Genomic DNA, 15290 nt, shown 5'->3' with positions numbered 1-15290 from the left:
ATGGATTTGCACGCTCAAGCCCAGGCGGTCTTATTGTTAACCGCCTATCTTGCCCGGCCCGCCCAAGGGGAACCGCGCCCCTTGTCGCCGACCGAATGGGGGCGCTTTGCTCGCTGGTTGAAGGAACGCGAGATCACTCCGGAAAGGTTGCTACGTGACGATCCCGCTCCGTTGCTTGACGGCTGGCTGGATCGCACCGTAACCCTGGAACGCATTCAAGCGCTGCTGAATCGCGCTGGAGCCTTGGGACTGGCGGTGGAAAAGTGGCAACGCGCCGGCCTGTGGATACTGATTCGGGCCGATGCCGACTATCCCGGACGGTTGAAAAGACAGCTTCAGGCCGAAGCGCCGCCGGTGCTGTTTGGGTGTGGCAACCGCCGATTGCTGGATCGGGGCGGGATTGCGGTGATCGGTTCGCGCCACGCCAGTCAGGACGATCTGGCGCTAACCTCCCGTTTTGGCGCAGCAGTGGCGGCACAGGGCTTATCGGTTATTTCCGGCGGAGCGCGGGGTGTGGATGAAACGGCGATGCTGGGCGCGCTGGCGCAGGAAGGCACGGTGGTCGGGGTTCTCGCCGACAGTCTATTGCGCGCCGCCACCTCGGCTAAATTCCGCCCAGGACTGATCAGCGGCAATCTGGCGTTGCTGTCACCCTTCAACCCGGAAGCGGGTTTCGAGGTGGGTAACGCCATGGCCCGCAATAAATACATCTACTGCCTGGCCGATGCCGCCATCGTTATTGCGGTGGACCGGGAGCGGGGTGGCACCTGGAACGGCGCGGTGGAAAATCTCAAGCACGGCTGGACGCCGCTGTGGGTCAAGCCGCATCCCAATCCCGCGTCCGGCAATGTCGAATTGATCCGGCGGGGAGGGCGCGAGTTGCCGGAAGATCCCGGTGATTTGGCAACTTTGTTGATTCGGGAAAGTGCGACGGCTAGTACTCGGGATGCAAGGCTTGGGGTTGAGTCGGCGCTGGACTTGATCGCCGAACCGGCGCCAGCCGTGTTGATATCGCCTGCAACGCTCTATCCCGTGGCGGATACTACGCTGGATAGCCTGAGCTTTTATCAATTGTTTCTGCGTCGGTTGCAAGCCTTGACTGCGAAGACCCCGGTCACCGATCAAGAACTTCTAACCCGTCTCGAAATTAGCAAGCCGCAATTGCACGCTTGGTTGAAACGCGCCATGGCGGAAGGACAGGCGATCAAGCTCAGCAAGCCGGTGCGCTATCAGTGGCAGGCGGTGCGGCCAAAGCAGGTCTCGCTCCTGACAACTCCTGACGCAGTATCCCATCCATGACCTTGCTCAGCCTGCAACAACTCACCAAAACCTTCGGCGGTCTGACGGCGGTTAACAATGTTTCCTTCAATGTGGACGAGGGCGCAGTAGTCGGTCTGATCGGGCCGAATGGCGCGGGAAAGACCACGGTATTCAATTTAATCACCGGCAACTATCAGCCTGATCGTGGACAAATCACGTTTGCCGAATGCGAATTGGTTGGATTGCGCACCCATCGCATTATCACTCTCGGTATTGCCCGTACTTTTCAGAACATTCGGCTGTTTCAGCAGTTGAGCGCGTTGGAAAACGTGCTGGCGGGTTGCCATTATCGGATGCGCGGCGGAATTTTATCCGCCATGTTGCGGTTGCCGGCGCAACAGCGCGAGGAAGCGGATGCGATTGCCCGCGCTCTGCGGGAGTTGGAATTTGTTGGCCTGAGTGAACAGGCGCTAACCGTCGCGAAGAATCTGGCTTATGGCGATCAGCGCCGGCTGGAAATCGCCCGGGCGCTGGCGACTCAACCCCGTTTATTAATCCTGGATGAGCCGGCGGGCGGGATGAACGAGCAGGAAACCGAGGCGCTGATTGGCTTGATCGGTCGAATCAAGGCGCGCGGGATCACCCTGTTACTGATTGAGCACGATATGCGGCTGGTGATGCGCGCTTGTGAGAAGCTGGTGGTATTGGAATATGGCGGCAAGATTGCCGAGGGATCGCCGGATCAGGTGCGCCGCGATCCGAGAGTGATTGAGGCGTATTTGGGGGCAGGGGATGATGAGTGACGCCAATCCTTTGGAGAAATTTTCGCCATGACCGCAACCGCGCACAAGTTCGCTACCTACGAAGATTTATTTGATCTGCCGGAAAACCTCATCGGCCAAATTATTCATGGTCAATTGATTACTCAACCTCGGCCTGCGCCTAAACATGCGCTGGCCAGTTCATCAATGGGCGATGAATTAGTGAGTCCGTTTCAGAAAGGGCGGGGTGGCCCCGGCGGCTGGTGGATTCTGGATGAACCCGAACTGCATCTCGGCCCGCATATCCTGGTGCCGGATTTGGCGGGCTGGCGGCGGGAACGCTTGCCGGAATTGCCGGAAACGGCTTATTTCACCGTGCCGCCCGACTGGATTTGCGAAGTATTGTCGCTGGGTACAGCGCGAGTGGATCGGGCCGACAAAATGCCGATCTATGCTGCGCAGGGCGTACCGTTTCTCTGGCTGATCGATCCCGCGCTGCGCACTCTGGAAGTCTTCGCACTGTGCGAGGGGCGTTGGTTGTTGGAACACATTTATCAGAATGACGAGGAGGTGCGCGTCGTGCCGTTTGATGCGATAGCCTTCGCGCTGGCGGGCTTATGGGGCTGAATTCCACTCGATCAGGACGCTGCTGACATGCTGCTCGAAGTCGAAAATCTGCACGTGGGCTATGGCAATGTCGAGGCGCTGCATGGCATTAACCTGAGTGTTCGCCAAGGTGAAATCGTGACTATTCTTGGCGCGAACGGCGCTGGCAAGACCACAGCTTTGCACGCCATCAGTGGTTTGCTGCGACCCGCGCAGGGCGAAATCCGCTTTGAATCCCGCCCGATTCACCAAATACCGGCGCATCAACGGGTGGAAATGGGTATCGCCCAGGCGCCGGAAGGTCGTCGCATCTTCGGCACCCTGACGGTGCGGGAAAATCTTAATCTGGGCGCTTTTACCCGCACCGATCAGGCCAAGGTCGCCAAGACTCTGCAATGGATTCACGAGCTGTTCCCGGTGCTGGCGCAGCGCCGCGAACAATTGGCGGGCACCCTGAGCGGCGGCGAACAGCAAATGCTGGCGATTGGCCGGGCGTTGATGGCGAATCCGCGCATTCTGCTGCTGGACGAACCCAGTCTCGGCTTAGCTCCATTGCTGGTTAAAGCCATTTTTCAGATCCTGTGGGAAATCAATGAAGCCGGCGTCACTATCGTTTTAGTCGAGCAGAACGCCCGCGCCGCTTTGAAGCTGGCCCATCGCGGTTATGTGATGGAAGTAGGTCGAATCGTGCTGGAAGATCGCGCCGATGCCTTGCTGATCAATCCCGAAGTCCGCAACGCTTATCTGGGCGGCGGCGGGTGAGCGCCGGTCATGCGGTGATCGCAGCCGATCCCGCTCATCGTCGTGCGGTGCTGATGCTGCTAGCGACGGCGATTTTGTGGAGCCTGGGCGGGCTGCTGATTAAAGGCGTGAACTGGCATCCGGTGGCGATTGCCGGGATGCGCAGCCTGATCGGTGGGTCGGTGATTGCGCTGATCTTCCGCAAGGAACTGAAATTCACTGGGTCATTCGAGCAGATCGGGGTGGCGGTCGCTTATGCCGGCACCGTGATTCTTTTTGTGGTCGCCAATAAGTTGACGACCGCTGCTAATGCCATTTTGCTGCAATACACCGCGCCGGTTTATGTCGCGCTGTTCAGCCCGTGGTTTCTGGGCGAACGGGCGCAACGCAACGACTGGTTGAGTCTGGCGGCGATTATGGTCGGGATGCTGCTGTTCTTCGGCGATGCGCTGAGCCTCAGCGGTTATCTGGGTAATGGGGTGGCGCTGCTCAGTGGATTCTGCTTTGCCTGGCTGACGCTGTTTCTGCGCCGCCACCGCGAGGAATCGGCGATTTCGGCGCTGGTGCTGGGTAATCTGCTGGCGGGTTTAATCGGATTGCCGTTCATGTTCCAGTCGATGCCGGACGCGATGAGTTGGGGCGGATTGCTGTTATTGGGCATAGTGCAACTGGGCCTGCCCTATGTCATGTATGCGCTGGCCTTGCGTCATGTCCGTGCGGTGGAAGGGATTCTGATTCCAATGATGGAACCGGTGCTTAATCCGCTGTGGGTGTTTTTGCTGCTGGGGGAAACGCCGGGATCGATGGCTTTGCTGGGTGGAGCGATTATTCTGGGTGCGGTGCTGTTTCGGGCGATGGATAAAAGGGCGTAACCGTTGACGAAATCATTGATCTGTCGGCGCTTCAACTGCAATCTCTGAATGATTAATTGGCGGTTGGAGGAATAAATTATGCGGATTATTTATTACGAAGAGGATGATATTCTGTTCATCAAGTTTAACGATGAACCGATCACTCGTGAAGTGTCTCAGGGCTGGAATGTCAATATCAGCTATACGGGGCAGGGTATTGGTGAAATCACCCTGTTGGAGGCCAAAGCGGCTGGATTTTGGCCGATTGTGATCGATAGCCCTACCGCCGCGCAAATTGCGAATGCGACGTGATAGCCATTTTGCTTACCTATTGCTTTATTTTGCCTTCCCGGACTCCCCATGGAACTTACCGCTCTTACCGCCATTGCTCCCATTGATGGCCGCTACGCTGACAAGACTGCTGATTTGCGCCCGATTTTCAGCGAATACGGCCTGATTCGCCATCGGGTTCAAGTCGAAGTCCGCTGGTTGCAGTCCTTGTCCCGCTATCCCGGCATTCTCGAAATCCCGCTGCTTAGCGAACAGGCGACCCACGTTTTAAGCGATTGGGTTAAAAATTTCAGCCTCAGCGATGCCCAGCGGATCAAGGACATCGAGCGCATCACTAATCATGATGTAAAGGCGGTGGAATATTGGCTCAAGGAGAAGATCGCCGGCAACGTCGAACTGGAGGCGGTCAGCGAATTCATCCATTTCGCCTGCACCTCCGAGGACATCAATAATCTGGCGTATGCGCTGATGCTGCGCGAAGCGCGCACCCACGTTTTATTGCCGCAACTGGACGCGCTGATCGACGCCATGACTCGGCTGGCGCATCAACACGCCGATCAGCCGATGCTGGCCCGCACCCACGGCCAGCCCGCCTCACCAACCACGCTGGGTAAGGAAATGGCGAATGTCGCTTACCGGCTGCAACGACAGCGGGCGCAACTGATCGCCGTGCCCCTGCTGGGCAAGATCAACGGCGCGGTGGGCAACTACAACGCCCATCTGGCGGCTTACCCGGAAGTGGACTGGGAGGGTTTCGCCCGTGGTTTCGTCACTGAAGATTTAGGATTGGACTGGAATCCCTACACCACCCAGATTGAGCCGCATGAGTACATGGCGGAGTTCTTTCACGCCGTGATGCGCGCCAATACCATCGTGCTGGATTTCTGCCGTGACCTGTGGAGCTATATCGCCATTGGCTATTTTCGGCAGAAAACCGTCGCGGGCGAGATCGGCTCCTCGACCATGCCGCACAAGGTCAACCCGATTGATTTCGAGAACGCCGAAGGCAATCTGGGCGTCGCCAATGCGCTGCTCGATCATTTGGCGGCCAAGTTGCCGGTGTCGCGCTGGCAACGCGATCTGACCGATTCAACCGTGCTGCGCACCCTCGGCGTTGGACTGGCGCATTCGCTGGTCGCCTATCAATCCTGCCTGAAAGGCATCAGTAAGCTAGAAGTCAACGTGGCGGCGCTGGACGCGGATTTGGACGCTAATTGGGAAGTGCTGGCCGAACCGATTCAAACCGTGATGCGTCGCTATGGCGTCGAGCAGCCTTACGAGCAACTGAAAGCCTTGACTCGTGGTCAGCGGGTGAACCGGGAGACCTTGCGCGCCTTTATCGCCGATCTGGCGATTCCCGATGAAGCCAAGCAGCGGCTGTTAGCAATGACTCCGGCCAGCTATACCGGCAATGCCGCTGCTCAAGCGCGCAAGGTGTGAGCCGGCCATGCCTTCGCGGATCTTGGGCGAATTGAGTCCGGCGCAATTTCTGGCGGAATACTGGCAGAAAAAGCCGCTGTGGGTGCGCGGCGCGTGGCCGGAATTCTGCGATCCGTTGACGCCGGAAGAACTGGCCGGACTGGCCTGCACCGAAGGGGTAGAGGCGTGGCTGGTGCCGGAACCGGAGGGTGAGGAAGCTGATCCGGTGCGCCACGGGCCGTTTACCGATCATGATTTTCTGAGTCTGCCGGAGAGCCATTGGACCTTGTGGGTGCGGGATGTCGAGAAACACGCGCCGAATCTAACGGCGTTGCTGGAGCCGTTCCGCTTTATCCCCGATTGGCGCGGTGATGGCCTGACCGCCCGTTATGCCATGCCGCAGGGAACAGTGGGGCCGCAGGTGAACGAGGATGACGTGTTTTTGTTGCAAGGCCAGGGGCGGCAGCGTTGGCAGATCGGGATACAGCAGGCGGAATCCGCTACGGTTTTGGCCGGGAGCGAATTGACGCCGCAGCAGGAGTGGATATTGGAACCGGGTGATGGGTTGTATCTGCCGGCGGGCGTTGTTTACCGTGGAGTCGCGCTGGAAGCCAGTTTGAGTTACGCGGTGGATTTTCACGCGCCCCGTCATCGGGAACTGCTCAGCAGGTTTCTGGAATTCCTGCTGGAAGACGTCGATCCCGAGGCGCGCTACGCCGATCCTGATTTGATGGTGCAGGAGAATCCCGGCGAAATCAGCGCTGCTGCGCTGGATCAGGTGCGAACGCTGCTGCGTCATGCCATTGCTTTGGATGATGAGACGATTGCAGTCTGGTTCGGGCGCTTTCTCAGTGAAACCCGGCCAGGATTTCGGGCTGAACCGGAATCCGATCCCTATGCTGAGGATGAGTTGCGGGAACATCTGCGCGGCGGCGGGACGCTGGAGCGCAATCCCGGTTCACGCTTTTATTATATCGCCGGGCTGGATGGCGAGAGGCTGCTGTTCGTGGACGGGCAGGAATTCGCGCTGGGGCCGAAAGTAGCCTTTATGGCCCCGCTGCTGTGTCGGCATCGGCGGTTGACTCTGGCGTTATTGCGCGAGGCGCTGAAACCGGCCGACGCCCGGCAATTGCTGCTGGATTTGTTGAATGAGGGCTATCTGGTCATCTACGAAGAAGATGGAGATGGGAGCGATTGATCGATAGGAGAGGTCTTCAGATTTGGGTCTATAACGAGATTACCCTTTACTGCCCAAAATTCGATTTAATACCGATAAAGTGTGTATCCAGCAAGACCAGGTTTCATCATTGACGTAATTAGGTGTATTCCAGGTTCCTTTCCCTTTATTAATCAACTGCTGATAAACATCACGCTCCTCAATGAGTTTAATATAAACAGCAGATTTATCTTTAATAGAGGCTGAAAGCAGGGAACTATAATCTATATAGGCTGTTTGTCCCGTCTTTTTAATCTCTGATCGATGCTTTGATTCTAATGGAGAAGTTAAACTGTCAGTACCTGAAATAGCTCTGGTGCTGGGTTCAATAGCAGAAAGTAATTTCTTGATGATGTTCATAAGTTTTAACCTTATCCTTAAATAAAACGGATTAAAGGGTTTGAAAAATTATCTTTTTTCCATCCTGCAACAGGCATTACGCTCAGGGTAGAAAGATCGAAGCGCCAATTTAATCTTAACAGACCTCACTTAGAAATCCAGTTATGCACCCGCGTGTCACTGCGCAGAGGGACGGTAGTGGATCATATTCTGAGCGATCATGCTCGCAAGCGAATTTTGAAGCGGAAGATTGGTACTGAATGGATCGAGATCACTTTAGCTCATCCGGCACGTACAGAAAACGACGATGTTGATCCGACTCTGGCTCATACGTTGCGGCCGATCCCAGAGAAGGGGTTCCAAATCCTTCCGGTCATCTACAACGAAACGGCTGATCCGGTCACGGTGGTGACCGCCTATTTCGATGATGAGGTGAGCGATCGATGAGGCTCGAATTCGATCCCCAAGCGGATGCGGTTTATTTGGAATTGACGGATGCCGAGGTAGAGGAGTCCAAGGAGATTCAACCCGGAATCATCATGGACTACGACGCCGAAGGCCGGGTCGTCGGTATCGAGGTACTTTATTTGAGCAAGCCGAAGTGCCGTTAAAGAAAGTGGCGTAGCCGTGCGGATAACCGGCTTGATCGCGCCGGTGTCGGACGAGTTGCGGGAGCATCTGCGCAGCCACGCATTGCCCTGACCGGAATTCAAGCGCCGCTCAGGCAGGCGCGCAGCGAACTCGACAATCCTTGCACTAACTGGAAATAGGCCTCGGGACCAGCGGTCAACTCCGCGCCCAGTGGATCGAGTACCCCGCGCCGGGCGGTGCTGCCGGCGATGACGGTTTCCACCAGCGCCGGCTGAAATTGCGGCTCGCTGAATACGCAACGGGCATGGAGATCGTGAATGCGGGCCTGAATGTCCGCCACCCGTTTCGCGCCGGGCCGCTGTTCCGGGCTGAGTACCACCGAACCGACCGCACTCAAGTCATAACGCCGCTCGAAGTATTGGTAGGCGTCGTGAAATACGAGGTAAGGCTGACTCTTGACCGGAGCCAATTCCGTAATGAGTTGCTGGTTCAACCGGTTCAGCCGCTCGATCAGCGCCGCGCCGTTGCGCTCGTAATCGGCTTTATGGGCCGCATCCGCCTCGCCAAGCTGGGCAACAATCTGGCGAACCATCGCGATGGCGTTAACCGGATCCAGCCAGATGTGGGTATCGTGATCCGCCGCATGTTCATGGTCATGCTCCGCAGGCGATTCTTTCTTCTGATCGTGATCCGGTTCTGCGTGACCGTGCTGGTGCGGTTCCCAAGCGCCGCCCTTGCGCAGCGGCAGAATCATCATCCCCGGCGCATCCAGCAACGCCACGGCACGGACTCTATCCTTGACGTTATTCAGCGGCTTGACCAGGAAACTCTCCAAATCCGGCCCGATCCAGAACACAAGCTGAGCTTCACTAAGGGCGCGGGTATCCGAAGGTTTGAGGCTGTATTCATGCGGCGAAGCGCCCCCCGAAACTAACAGGCGCGGTTCACCCACTCCTTGCATGACGCCCGCCGCCAGCGAATGCACCGGCTTGATGCTGGCCACAACCTTGGGTTCCATCGCGAACGCAGCCAGCGATCCGCCCAGCAGCAGCATCCCGCCCAGCAGTTTGGGCAGAAATTGAGGTATCGGATTAAACTGCATCGGTGGCTCCTAAAGTTATATTGTAACGGGGCTTTCACGGCGGATTGTGGCATATTTGCTATAAGATAACATTACCTCTTCTGGTCAATTTGAATCCCTATGACTCCATCCCCCATTTCTATTGATTCCTCGCCCTCCGATACAGGTCAAGCGCTGGCGCAGGCGGAAACGCTGTGTCAGGAACGCGGTGTTCGCTTGACCGATCTGCGGCGGCGGGTGCTGGAAATTATCTGGAGTCACTCTAAGCCGATGGGGGCTTACGCGATTCTGGATGTACTGCGCGACGATGGCCGGCAGGGTGCGCCGCCCACCGTCTACCGGGCGCTGGATTTCCTGCTGGAACAGGGTTTGATTCACCGGTTGGCTTCGCTGAATGTGTACGCCGGTTGCTGTCAGCCGGATAGCCGCCACGGCGGTCAGTTTCTGATCTGCCGGGATTGCGGCCAGGTCAATGAGATGAACAGTCCAGCCGTTGAGAATTTGCTGGGCGCCGAAGCCGCTGCCCGCCGCTTTGAGGTGTTGACGCAAATGGTCGAAGTGCTAGGCCGTTGCCCGGACTGCCAGCGTGGAACCTTGTCCGATGTCGGTTGAACCGCTGCTGACGGTGGAGAACGTCAACCTCACTATTCGAGGCAACCCGATCCTGCAACAGGTGAATCTCCGGGTTAGTCCCGGCGAAATCGTCGCGCTGATTGGCCCGAACGGTGCCGGTAAATCTACTTTGGTGCGCATCGTCCTCGGCCTGATGCGGGCCGATCATGGCCGGGTCTGGCTCAAACCCGGCATCCGGGTCGGTTACATGCCGCAACGGTTGACGGTAAGCGATACCTTGCCGCTGAGTGTGCAACGCTTCATCACCCTTGGCACCCCGGCGACGCGGGCGCGAGTCCGAACGGCGCTGGAGGAAGTGGGCGCACCGCAAGTGCTTGATTCACCAGTGCAGGCTATTTCCGGTGGCGAGATGCAGCGGGTGCTGCTGGCGCGGGCGCTGCTGCGCGAACCCGATTTGCTGGTGCTGGATGAGCCGATTCAGGGCGTGGATTTGAATGGTCAATATGAGTTGTACGATCTGATCAGCGGTCTGCGCCAGCGGCGGGGCTGCGGAATTTTGATGGTGTCGCACGAACTGCATCTGGTGATGGCGACCACCGATCAAGTGCTGTGCCTGAACCGGCATGTCTGCTGTTCCGGGCATCCCGATCATGTCGCCCGCGATCCGGCCTACCTGGAGCTGTTTGGCCGCGATGGCGCCCAGCGGTTGGCGATTTATCATCATCACCATAACCACCGCCATGATTTGCACGGCGCAGTGGTGGAAGCAGCGGAGCGCGGCGCCCATGGATGAGTTTCTGCAACGGGCGTTGCTGGGCGGTTTCGGCGTCGCGCTGGCGACGGGGCCGCTGGGTGCGTTCATTGTCTGGCGGCGGATGGCCTATTTCGGCGATACCCTGGCCCATTCCGGGTTGTTGGGCGTCGTCCTCGGCACAGTGCTGCATACCAACCCGCAACTGGGGGTGGTGGCGACCTGCCTGGGGGTGGCGCTGGCGCTGGTGCTGCTGCAACGGCAGCGCCGGCTGGCGACCGATACCCTGCTGGGGATTCTCGCTCACGCCACGCTGTCGCTGGGACTGGTGACGCTGGCGTTCATGGAAACGGTGCGGGTGGATCTGGTGAGCTATCTGTTCGGCGATATTCTGGCGATCAATACGGCTGATCTGTATTGGATTTGGGGCGGCGGCGCGCTGGCACTGGCGGCGCTGATCGGGCTGTGGCGACCGCTGCTGGCGATCACCGTCCATGAGGAACTGGCGCAAGTGGAGGGGGTGGCGGTGTTCCCGGTGCGGCTGGCTTTCATGCTGCTGATCGCCATAGTGATTGCAGTGGCGATGAAGGTGGTCGGCATCCTGCTGATCACGTCGCTGTTGATCATCCCCGCAGCGACGGCGCGCCGTTTCGCCCATTCACCGGAAAGCATGGCGGCACTGGCCAGCCTGTTGGGCGGTGCGGCGGTCGGATTGGGGTTGTGGGCGTCGCTGCGCTGGGATACGCCCGCTGGCCCTTCGGTGGTGGTGGCCGCTACCGCCCTGTTTGCATTGAGTTCGGTCGTTCCTGGTCGCGCCCGACGCTCATTTTAAGGGTGAGGAAGAACGAGAGGAGGACGAGATGACGACGCCTTATCAGCAAGATGTGGTCGCTTGGGCGAATGAGCAAGTCGCTTTTTTGCGAGCGGGTCGGTGGGCTGAGATCGATGTGGAGCATATCGCCGAAGAGATTGAAGACGTGGGCAAAAGCGAACAGCGCGAGTTGGTCAACCGGGTAGCGGTGTTGTTGGCGCACCTGCTCAAGTGGCAGTTTCAGCCCGAACGGCGGGGGGCCAGTGGGCAAATCACGATCCGCAATCAACGGCGTGGTATCGCCCGCCGACTGGAACGGACCCCCAGCCTCAAAGCGGAATGGGCTGATCCGGCGTGGTGGGAGGAGGTGTGGGACGAGGCCACCGCCCAAGCCGCCGAACCGACCGGGTTATCCAGTTTTCCCGAAGCCTGCCCGTGGACCACGACTCAAATCCTTGACCCTGAATGGCTGCCGTAAGCTTCGTAACTGCCTTTTCCATCCCCTTAGTGTGTTTATTCTAACGGTTGCCGCTATCGTGCTGGAACATGGCAGACAGGAGTAACGAACATGGCGTACCAACAATTGCAATACTGCCTGCGCGAAACACGCACGGTGGAAGACACGCTGCTGTTAGCCAGCCAGATTTGGCTGGCGGGGATCGGGGCATTGGTGCGGGCGCAGCAGGAGGGCCGCGACTTTTTCGATCAACTGGTGCAATGCGGCGCGGTGGTGGAAGCGGTCGAGGACGACCACGGTCTGCGGGAACTCAAGCAACTGGCGCGACGGGTGCTGACTCGATCCGGCCAAGGTCAGCAGGAAACTCCGACGCCCGAAGAAATCCGCAGTATTGCCGAGGCGATCCAGAATTTTGATCTGCATCTGGCTGATCTGGATCTGCACTGAGTTTTTTAGCAGTTGCAACGGCTTGATTCCCGATGAAGACTACGGCTATCACAACGGAGTCAAGCTGATGAGCACCACCAACGGCCATCCGCCGCCGGAACCGCAGTCACCACCCCCGCCCGACGCTTTCCCCATCGTAGGTATTGGCGCCTCTGCCGGCGGGTTGGAGGCGCTGGAGCTGTTTTTGAGTCCTATTCCTGGGGACTCGGCATGGCGTTTGTCATCGTCCAGCACCTCGATCCCACCCACAAGGGCGTGATGCCCGAACTGTTGCAGCGGATCACCAGGCTGGTGGTTAGGCAGGCGCGGGACGAGGTGAAGGTCGAACCGAACCACGTTTATGTGATTCCGCCCAATGCCGACCTGTCGATCCTGCATCGAACCCTGCACCTGTTAGAGCCGGCCTCGCCGCGTGGCTTGCGCCTGCCGATAGACTTCTTTTTACGCACTCTGGCCGAAGATCAGCAGGAACGGAGCGTGGGCGTCATCCTGTCGGGGATGGGCAGCGACGGGACGCTGGGCCTGCAGGCGATTAAGGAACGGGCGGGATTGGCGCTGGTGCAGGAGACCACCTCGGCCAAGTTCGACGCGATGCCGCGCAGCGCCATTGCCGCCGGGCTGGTCGACATCGTCGCCCCCGCCGATGTGCTGTACGACCGGTTGGTCACCTGCCTCGGACACACATCGCTCATCACGCCTGCCGATCCGATCCTGGACGACCGGAACCAGAGTGGCCTGGAACAGATCGTGATCCTGCTGCGGACCCACAACGGCCACGATTTTTCCCAGTATAAAAGCAGCACGCTGTACCGCCGGATCGAGCAGCGGATGGGCCTCCACCGCCTGAGTAAGCTGGCGCACTATGTTCGCTACTTGCAGGAGAATTCCCAGGAAATTGATCTGCTGTTTCAGGAGCTGCTGATCGGAGTGACCCGCTTTTTCCGCGACCCGGCGGCTTGGGAGCAAGTGCAGGAGCAGGTGATCCCGGCGCTGCTGACCGATCGGCCGCCGGGAGGCTCGTTGCGGGCGTGGGCGGCGGGCTGTTCCAGCGGCGAAGAAGCCTATTCCCTGGCGATCCTGTTCACAGAAGCGCTGGAAAAACTCAGTCCCTCGCCGGCGGGTTCCGTGCAAATCTTCGCCACTGACCTGGATCGAGACGCCATTGCTCAAGCCCGTCAAGGTCTCTATCTGGAGAACATTGCCAGCGATGTCTCGCCAGAGCGGCTACAGCGATTTTTCATCAAGGAGCAAGGTCGTTACCGAATCAGCCCCATGATCCGGGAGCGGGTCACCTTTGCCACCCAGAATTTGGTCATGGATCCGCCGTTTACCAAACTCGATCTGCTGGTGTGCCGCAACCTGCTGATCTATCTGACGACGGAGCTACAGACCAAGCTGATGTCGGTGTTTCATTACAGCTTGCGTCCCAGCGGCTTCCTGTTTTTGGGTTCCGCCGAAACCATTAGCAATTCACTCGATTTGTTTGAATCCTTGGGCGGGCCGTGGCGGCTGTACCGGCGCAAGACCTTTAGTGCCGTGCCGATGGACTTCCCCCCCGTCTTCGCGCCGGTTCCGGTCAGCAGGAGGGAGGCCGTCGCGGCAGCCCCGCCCGCCGTCGCTTCCCTCCAAACGCTGGTGGATCACGTCCTGCTCCAGCACTTTTCCCCAGCGGCGGTGCTGACCAACGCCCAGGGCGACATTCTTTATATCAGTGGCCGTACCGGCAAATATCTGGAACCGGCCGCCGGCCAGGTGAACTTGAATCTGTTCGCTATGGCCCGCGAGGGACTGAATCAGGAGTTGCCTGGCGTTTTCGAGCAGGCGCTCCGCCAAAAGTCGCCGGCAGCGATCACTCGGCGCGGGGTGCAGGTCAGGACCAATGGCGACTTTCAGACCGTGAATCTCACCGTTCAGGTGTTGGAGGAACCGGAAGCGCTAAGCGGGATGATCCTGGTGGTGTTCGCCGAGGCGGCCGCGCCGCGCCGCGCCAAAAAGCGTCGCAGTGCCGAGGGCGCGCCCCTGGAACCGGAGGTGCAGCAATTGCGCGAAACGTTGCAGGCGACCCGTGAGGAGATGCAAACCTCGCAGGAAGAACTGAAATCCGCCAACGAGGAACTCCAGTCCACCAACGAGGAACTCCAGTCCACCAACGAGGAACTCACCACCTCCAAGGAAGAAATGCAGTCGATGAATGAAGAGTTGCAGACGGTCAATTCCGAGCTTCAGTCCAAGTTAAAGGAGTTGATGGAGGCGAGCAATGACATGATCAATCTGCTGAACAGCACTGAAATCGCCACGGTGTTCCTCAACGACGCCCTGCAAGTGCGCCGCTTCACCCCTCAAATCGCCAAGCTGATCAAGCTGATTCCGAGCGATGTGGGCCGACCGATTACCGATATCGCCTCGGATCTGATCTATCCCGCGCTGGCGGCGGACGTGGCGGAGGTGTTGCGGACGCTGATCTTCGTCGAAAAGCCTATCACGACCCAGGACGGGCGCTGGTTCACGGTGCGGATCATGCCTTACCGGACTGTGGATAACCGGATTAACGGCGTGGTAGTGACGCTGATGGACATTACCGTGTCGAAACGATTAGAGATAGAGTTGCGTCGGGTGCGCGATGAGCGGGAGCAGTTGCTGACGCGGAACAAAGAGGAGCCGAATCCCCCCGCCGGTGATGACGCAGGTTCCCCCCTATCAATCAGCAGGCAGGAGTAGTGCTCTAGCAATCCTATTTGACTTGTAGAATTCGTCGTAGCACGGGCATCTTGCCCGTGTTCAGTTCACGGGCAAGATGCCCGCGCCCAACTCGTTTAGGAGCGCTCTATGCCAAATGAACAGGACATCCATTGGAATCTGAAAGCCGTTGAGAACGCGGTTGCTCAACAGTGGCTCGAAGGGCTTGAAGTTCCAGCCGATGTCATTGAAGACTTGAGACGAGCCGCCCGAGGTGAAATTGAAATCGAGGACGGTATCCGAAACGCCTACAAAAAGTTTGCACATGGCAAAGTACGAGGTCCAAGATCATTACCTTGAAGTGAGTCATGGATGACGAACGACCCCGCCGGTCGTAGAAGGGATTGCGTAGGGACTCA

18 protein-coding genes and 1 pseudogene are annotated in these 15290 nt (G+C 58.4%); 17 read left to right on the top strand and 2 right to left on the bottom strand.

Features of this window, described 5'->3' with window-relative positions; all coding sequences use genetic code 11:
- The 8 genes from BN874_RS16235 to BN874_RS16200 all read left to right on the top strand — a co-directional run bounded on the left by BN874_RS16235 (position 1) and on the right by BN874_RS16200 (position 7127).
- The gene (locus BN874_RS16235) at positions 1-1299 is read left to right on the top strand and encodes a DNA-processing protein DprA (RefSeq protein WP_034435283.1); all 1299 of its coding nucleotides are present in this window, start codon (positions 1-3) and stop codon (positions 1297-1299) included.
- Positions 1296-2063, top strand: coding sequence for an ABC transporter ATP-binding protein (locus BN874_RS16230; protein ID WP_034435282.1), 768 nt, complete (start codon positions 1296-1298; stop codon positions 2061-2063). The genes BN874_RS16235 and BN874_RS16230 overlap by 4 nt, the downstream gene beginning before the upstream one ends.
- Before the next feature lie 27 nt (positions 2064-2090).
- Positions 2091-2648: a Uma2 family endonuclease gene (locus BN874_RS16225; RefSeq protein ID WP_034435281.1), complete on the top strand. Its 558-nt coding sequence runs from the start codon at positions 2091-2093 to the stop codon at positions 2646-2648.
- 27 nt (positions 2649-2675) lie between these two features.
- Positions 2676-3389: an ABC transporter ATP-binding protein gene (locus BN874_RS16220; RefSeq protein ID WP_034435280.1), complete on the top strand. Its 714-nt coding sequence runs from the start codon at positions 2676-2678 to the stop codon at positions 3387-3389.
- Complete coding sequence (locus tag BN874_RS16215) at positions 3386-4240, top strand: DMT family transporter (RefSeq protein WP_230314464.1); 855 nt, start codon at positions 3386-3388, stop codon at positions 4238-4240. The genes BN874_RS16220 and BN874_RS16215 overlap by 4 nt, the downstream gene beginning before the upstream one ends.
- A gap of 78 nt (positions 4241-4318) precedes the next feature.
- A complete protein-coding gene (locus BN874_RS16210; protein ID WP_034435279.1) occupies positions 4319-4531 on the top strand; it encodes a DUF2283 domain-containing protein in 213 nt (70 codons plus the stop codon).
- 48 nt (positions 4532-4579) lie between these two features.
- A complete protein-coding gene (gene purB, locus BN874_RS16205; protein WP_034435278.1) occupies positions 4580-5950 on the top strand; it encodes an adenylosuccinate lyase in 1371 nt (456 codons plus the stop codon).
- 7 nt (positions 5951-5957) lie between these two features.
- Positions 5958-7127, top strand: a complete 1170-nt coding sequence (locus BN874_RS16200) for a ribosomal protein uL16 3-hydroxylase (RefSeq protein WP_034435277.1) — start codon at positions 5958-5960, stop codon at positions 7125-7127.
- Between the two features lie 39 nt (positions 7128-7166).
- Here BN874_RS16200 and BN874_RS24710 read toward each other — a convergent pair whose 3' ends face one another.
- Entirely contained in the window at positions 7167-7505 is a 339-nt protein-coding gene (locus tag BN874_RS24710) for a hypothetical protein (protein WP_154724982.1), read from the bottom strand.
- Between the two features lie 177 nt (positions 7506-7682).
- On the opposite strand from BN874_RS24710, the gene BN874_RS25195 reads away from it, so the two are divergent.
- Together BN874_RS25195 and BN874_RS23815 are read left to right on the top strand one after the other, a co-directional pair.
- Complete coding sequence (locus BN874_RS25195; RefSeq protein WP_034435276.1) at positions 7683-7931, top strand: DUF4258 domain-containing protein; 249 nt, start codon at positions 7683-7685, stop codon at positions 7929-7931.
- Positions 7928-8095 (top strand): DUF2283 domain-containing protein, encoded by a 168-nt coding sequence (locus tag BN874_RS23815; protein ID WP_081756453.1) that lies wholly within the window; start codon positions 7928-7930, stop codon positions 8093-8095. The genes BN874_RS25195 and BN874_RS23815 overlap by 4 nt, the downstream gene beginning before the upstream one ends.
- Positions 8096-8193: 98 nt before the next feature.
- On the opposite strand, the gene BN874_RS16190 is transcribed toward BN874_RS23815, so the two are convergent.
- Positions 8194-9177 carry a zinc ABC transporter substrate-binding protein gene (locus BN874_RS16190; RefSeq protein WP_034435274.1) on the bottom strand — a complete coding sequence of 328 codons (984 nt, stop codon included), beginning with the start codon at positions 9175-9177 and terminating at the stop codon, positions 8194-8196.
- A 99-nt stretch (positions 9178-9276) separates the two neighbouring features.
- Between BN874_RS16190 and BN874_RS16185 the strand changes: the two genes are divergently transcribed.
- The 7 genes and pseudogenes from BN874_RS16185 (at position 9277) to BN874_RS24705 (ending at position 15231) form a co-directional block, all read left to right on the top strand.
- Complete coding sequence (locus BN874_RS16185; protein ID WP_034435273.1) at positions 9277-9768, top strand: Fur family transcriptional regulator; 492 nt, start codon at positions 9277-9279, stop codon at positions 9766-9768.
- Positions 9758-10522, top strand: a complete 765-nt coding sequence (znuC, locus tag BN874_RS16180; RefSeq protein WP_034435272.1) for a zinc ABC transporter ATP-binding protein ZnuC — start codon at positions 9758-9760, stop codon at positions 10520-10522. The genes BN874_RS16185 and znuC overlap by 11 nt, the downstream gene beginning before the upstream one ends.
- Positions 10515-11312 carry a metal ABC transporter permease gene (locus tag BN874_RS16175; RefSeq protein ID WP_034435270.1) on the top strand — a complete coding sequence of 266 codons (798 nt, stop codon included), beginning with the start codon at positions 10515-10517 and terminating at the stop codon, positions 11310-11312. The genes znuC and BN874_RS16175 overlap by 8 nt, the downstream gene beginning before the upstream one ends.
- A 28-nt stretch (positions 11313-11340) precedes the next feature.
- Positions 11341-11769 (top strand): DUF29 domain-containing protein, encoded by a 429-nt coding sequence (locus tag BN874_RS16170; protein WP_034435268.1) that lies wholly within the window; start codon positions 11341-11343, stop codon positions 11767-11769.
- 90 nt (positions 11770-11859) lie between these two features.
- On the top strand, positions 11860-12195 hold the full coding sequence (locus tag BN874_RS16165) for a phasin family protein (protein WP_034435267.1): 336 nt from the start codon (positions 11860-11862) through the stop codon (positions 12193-12195).
- Between the two features lie 67 nt (positions 12196-12262).
- Positions 12263-14913: pseudogene (locus BN874_RS16160) on the top strand (chemotaxis protein CheB).
- 108 nt (positions 14914-15021) lie between these two features.
- The gene (locus BN874_RS24705) at positions 15022-15231 is read left to right on the top strand and encodes an antitoxin VbhA family protein (RefSeq protein WP_154724981.1); all 210 of its coding nucleotides are present in this window, start codon (positions 15022-15024) and stop codon (positions 15229-15231) included.
- The last annotated feature ends 59 nt before the right edge of the window (positions 15232-15290 follow it).

The organism is Candidatus Contendobacter odensis Run_B_J11 (assembly GCF_000531125.1).
GTDB lineage: Bacteria > Pseudomonadota > Gammaproteobacteria > Competibacterales > Competibacteraceae > Contendibacter > Contendibacter odensensis.
Note: the sequence above shows the minus strand (reverse complement) of the source record. Positions and strands in the feature narration are given on the sequence as shown.

What these genes read in the sequence shown, in the direction of transcription:
- BN874_RS16235 (WP_034435283.1), top strand. Translation starts at nt 1, where the DNA reads ATGGATTTGCACGCTCAAGCCCAGGCGGTCTTATTGTTAACCGCCTAT.
- BN874_RS16230 (WP_034435282.1), top strand. Translation starts at nt 1,296, where the DNA reads ATGACCTTGCTCAGCCTGCAACAACTCACCAAAACCTTCGGCGGTCTG.
- BN874_RS16225 (WP_034435281.1), top strand. Translation starts at nt 2,091, where the DNA reads ATGACCGCAACCGCGCACAAGTTCGCTACCTACGAAGATTTATTTGAT.
- BN874_RS16220 (WP_034435280.1), top strand. Translation starts at nt 2,676, where the DNA reads ATGCTGCTCGAAGTCGAAAATCTGCACGTGGGCTATGGCAATGTCGAG.
- BN874_RS16210 (WP_034435279.1), top strand. Translation starts at nt 4,319, where the DNA reads ATGCGGATTATTTATTACGAAGAGGATGATATTCTGTTCATCAAGTTT.
- purB (WP_034435278.1), top strand. Translation starts at nt 4,580, where the DNA reads ATGGAACTTACCGCTCTTACCGCCATTGCTCCCATTGATGGCCGCTAC.
- BN874_RS16200 (WP_034435277.1), top strand. Translation starts at nt 5,958, where the DNA reads ATGCCTTCGCGGATCTTGGGCGAATTGAGTCCGGCGCAATTTCTGGCG.
- BN874_RS24710 (WP_154724982.1), bottom strand. Translation starts at nt 7,505, where the DNA reads ATGAACATCATCAAGAAATTACTTTCTGCTATTGAACCCAGCACCAGA.
- BN874_RS23815 (WP_081756453.1), top strand. Translation starts at nt 7,928, where the DNA reads ATGAGGCTCGAATTCGATCCCCAAGCGGATGCGGTTTATTTGGAATTG.
- BN874_RS16190 (WP_034435274.1), bottom strand. Translation starts at nt 9,177, where the DNA reads ATGCAGTTTAATCCGATACCTCAATTTCTGCCCAAACTGCTGGGCGGG.
- BN874_RS16185 (WP_034435273.1), top strand. Translation starts at nt 9,277, where the DNA reads ATGACTCCATCCCCCATTTCTATTGATTCCTCGCCCTCCGATACAGGT.
- znuC (WP_034435272.1), top strand. Translation starts at nt 9,758, where the DNA reads ATGTCGGTTGAACCGCTGCTGACGGTGGAGAACGTCAACCTCACTATT.
- BN874_RS16175 (WP_034435270.1), top strand. Translation starts at nt 10,515, where the DNA reads ATGGATGAGTTTCTGCAACGGGCGTTGCTGGGCGGTTTCGGCGTCGCG.
- BN874_RS16170 (WP_034435268.1), top strand. Translation starts at nt 11,341, where the DNA reads ATGACGACGCCTTATCAGCAAGATGTGGTCGCTTGGGCGAATGAGCAA.
- BN874_RS16165 (WP_034435267.1), top strand. Translation starts at nt 11,860, where the DNA reads ATGGCGTACCAACAATTGCAATACTGCCTGCGCGAAACACGCACGGTG.
- BN874_RS24705 (WP_154724981.1), top strand. Translation starts at nt 15,022, where the DNA reads ATGCCAAATGAACAGGACATCCATTGGAATCTGAAAGCCGTTGAGAAC.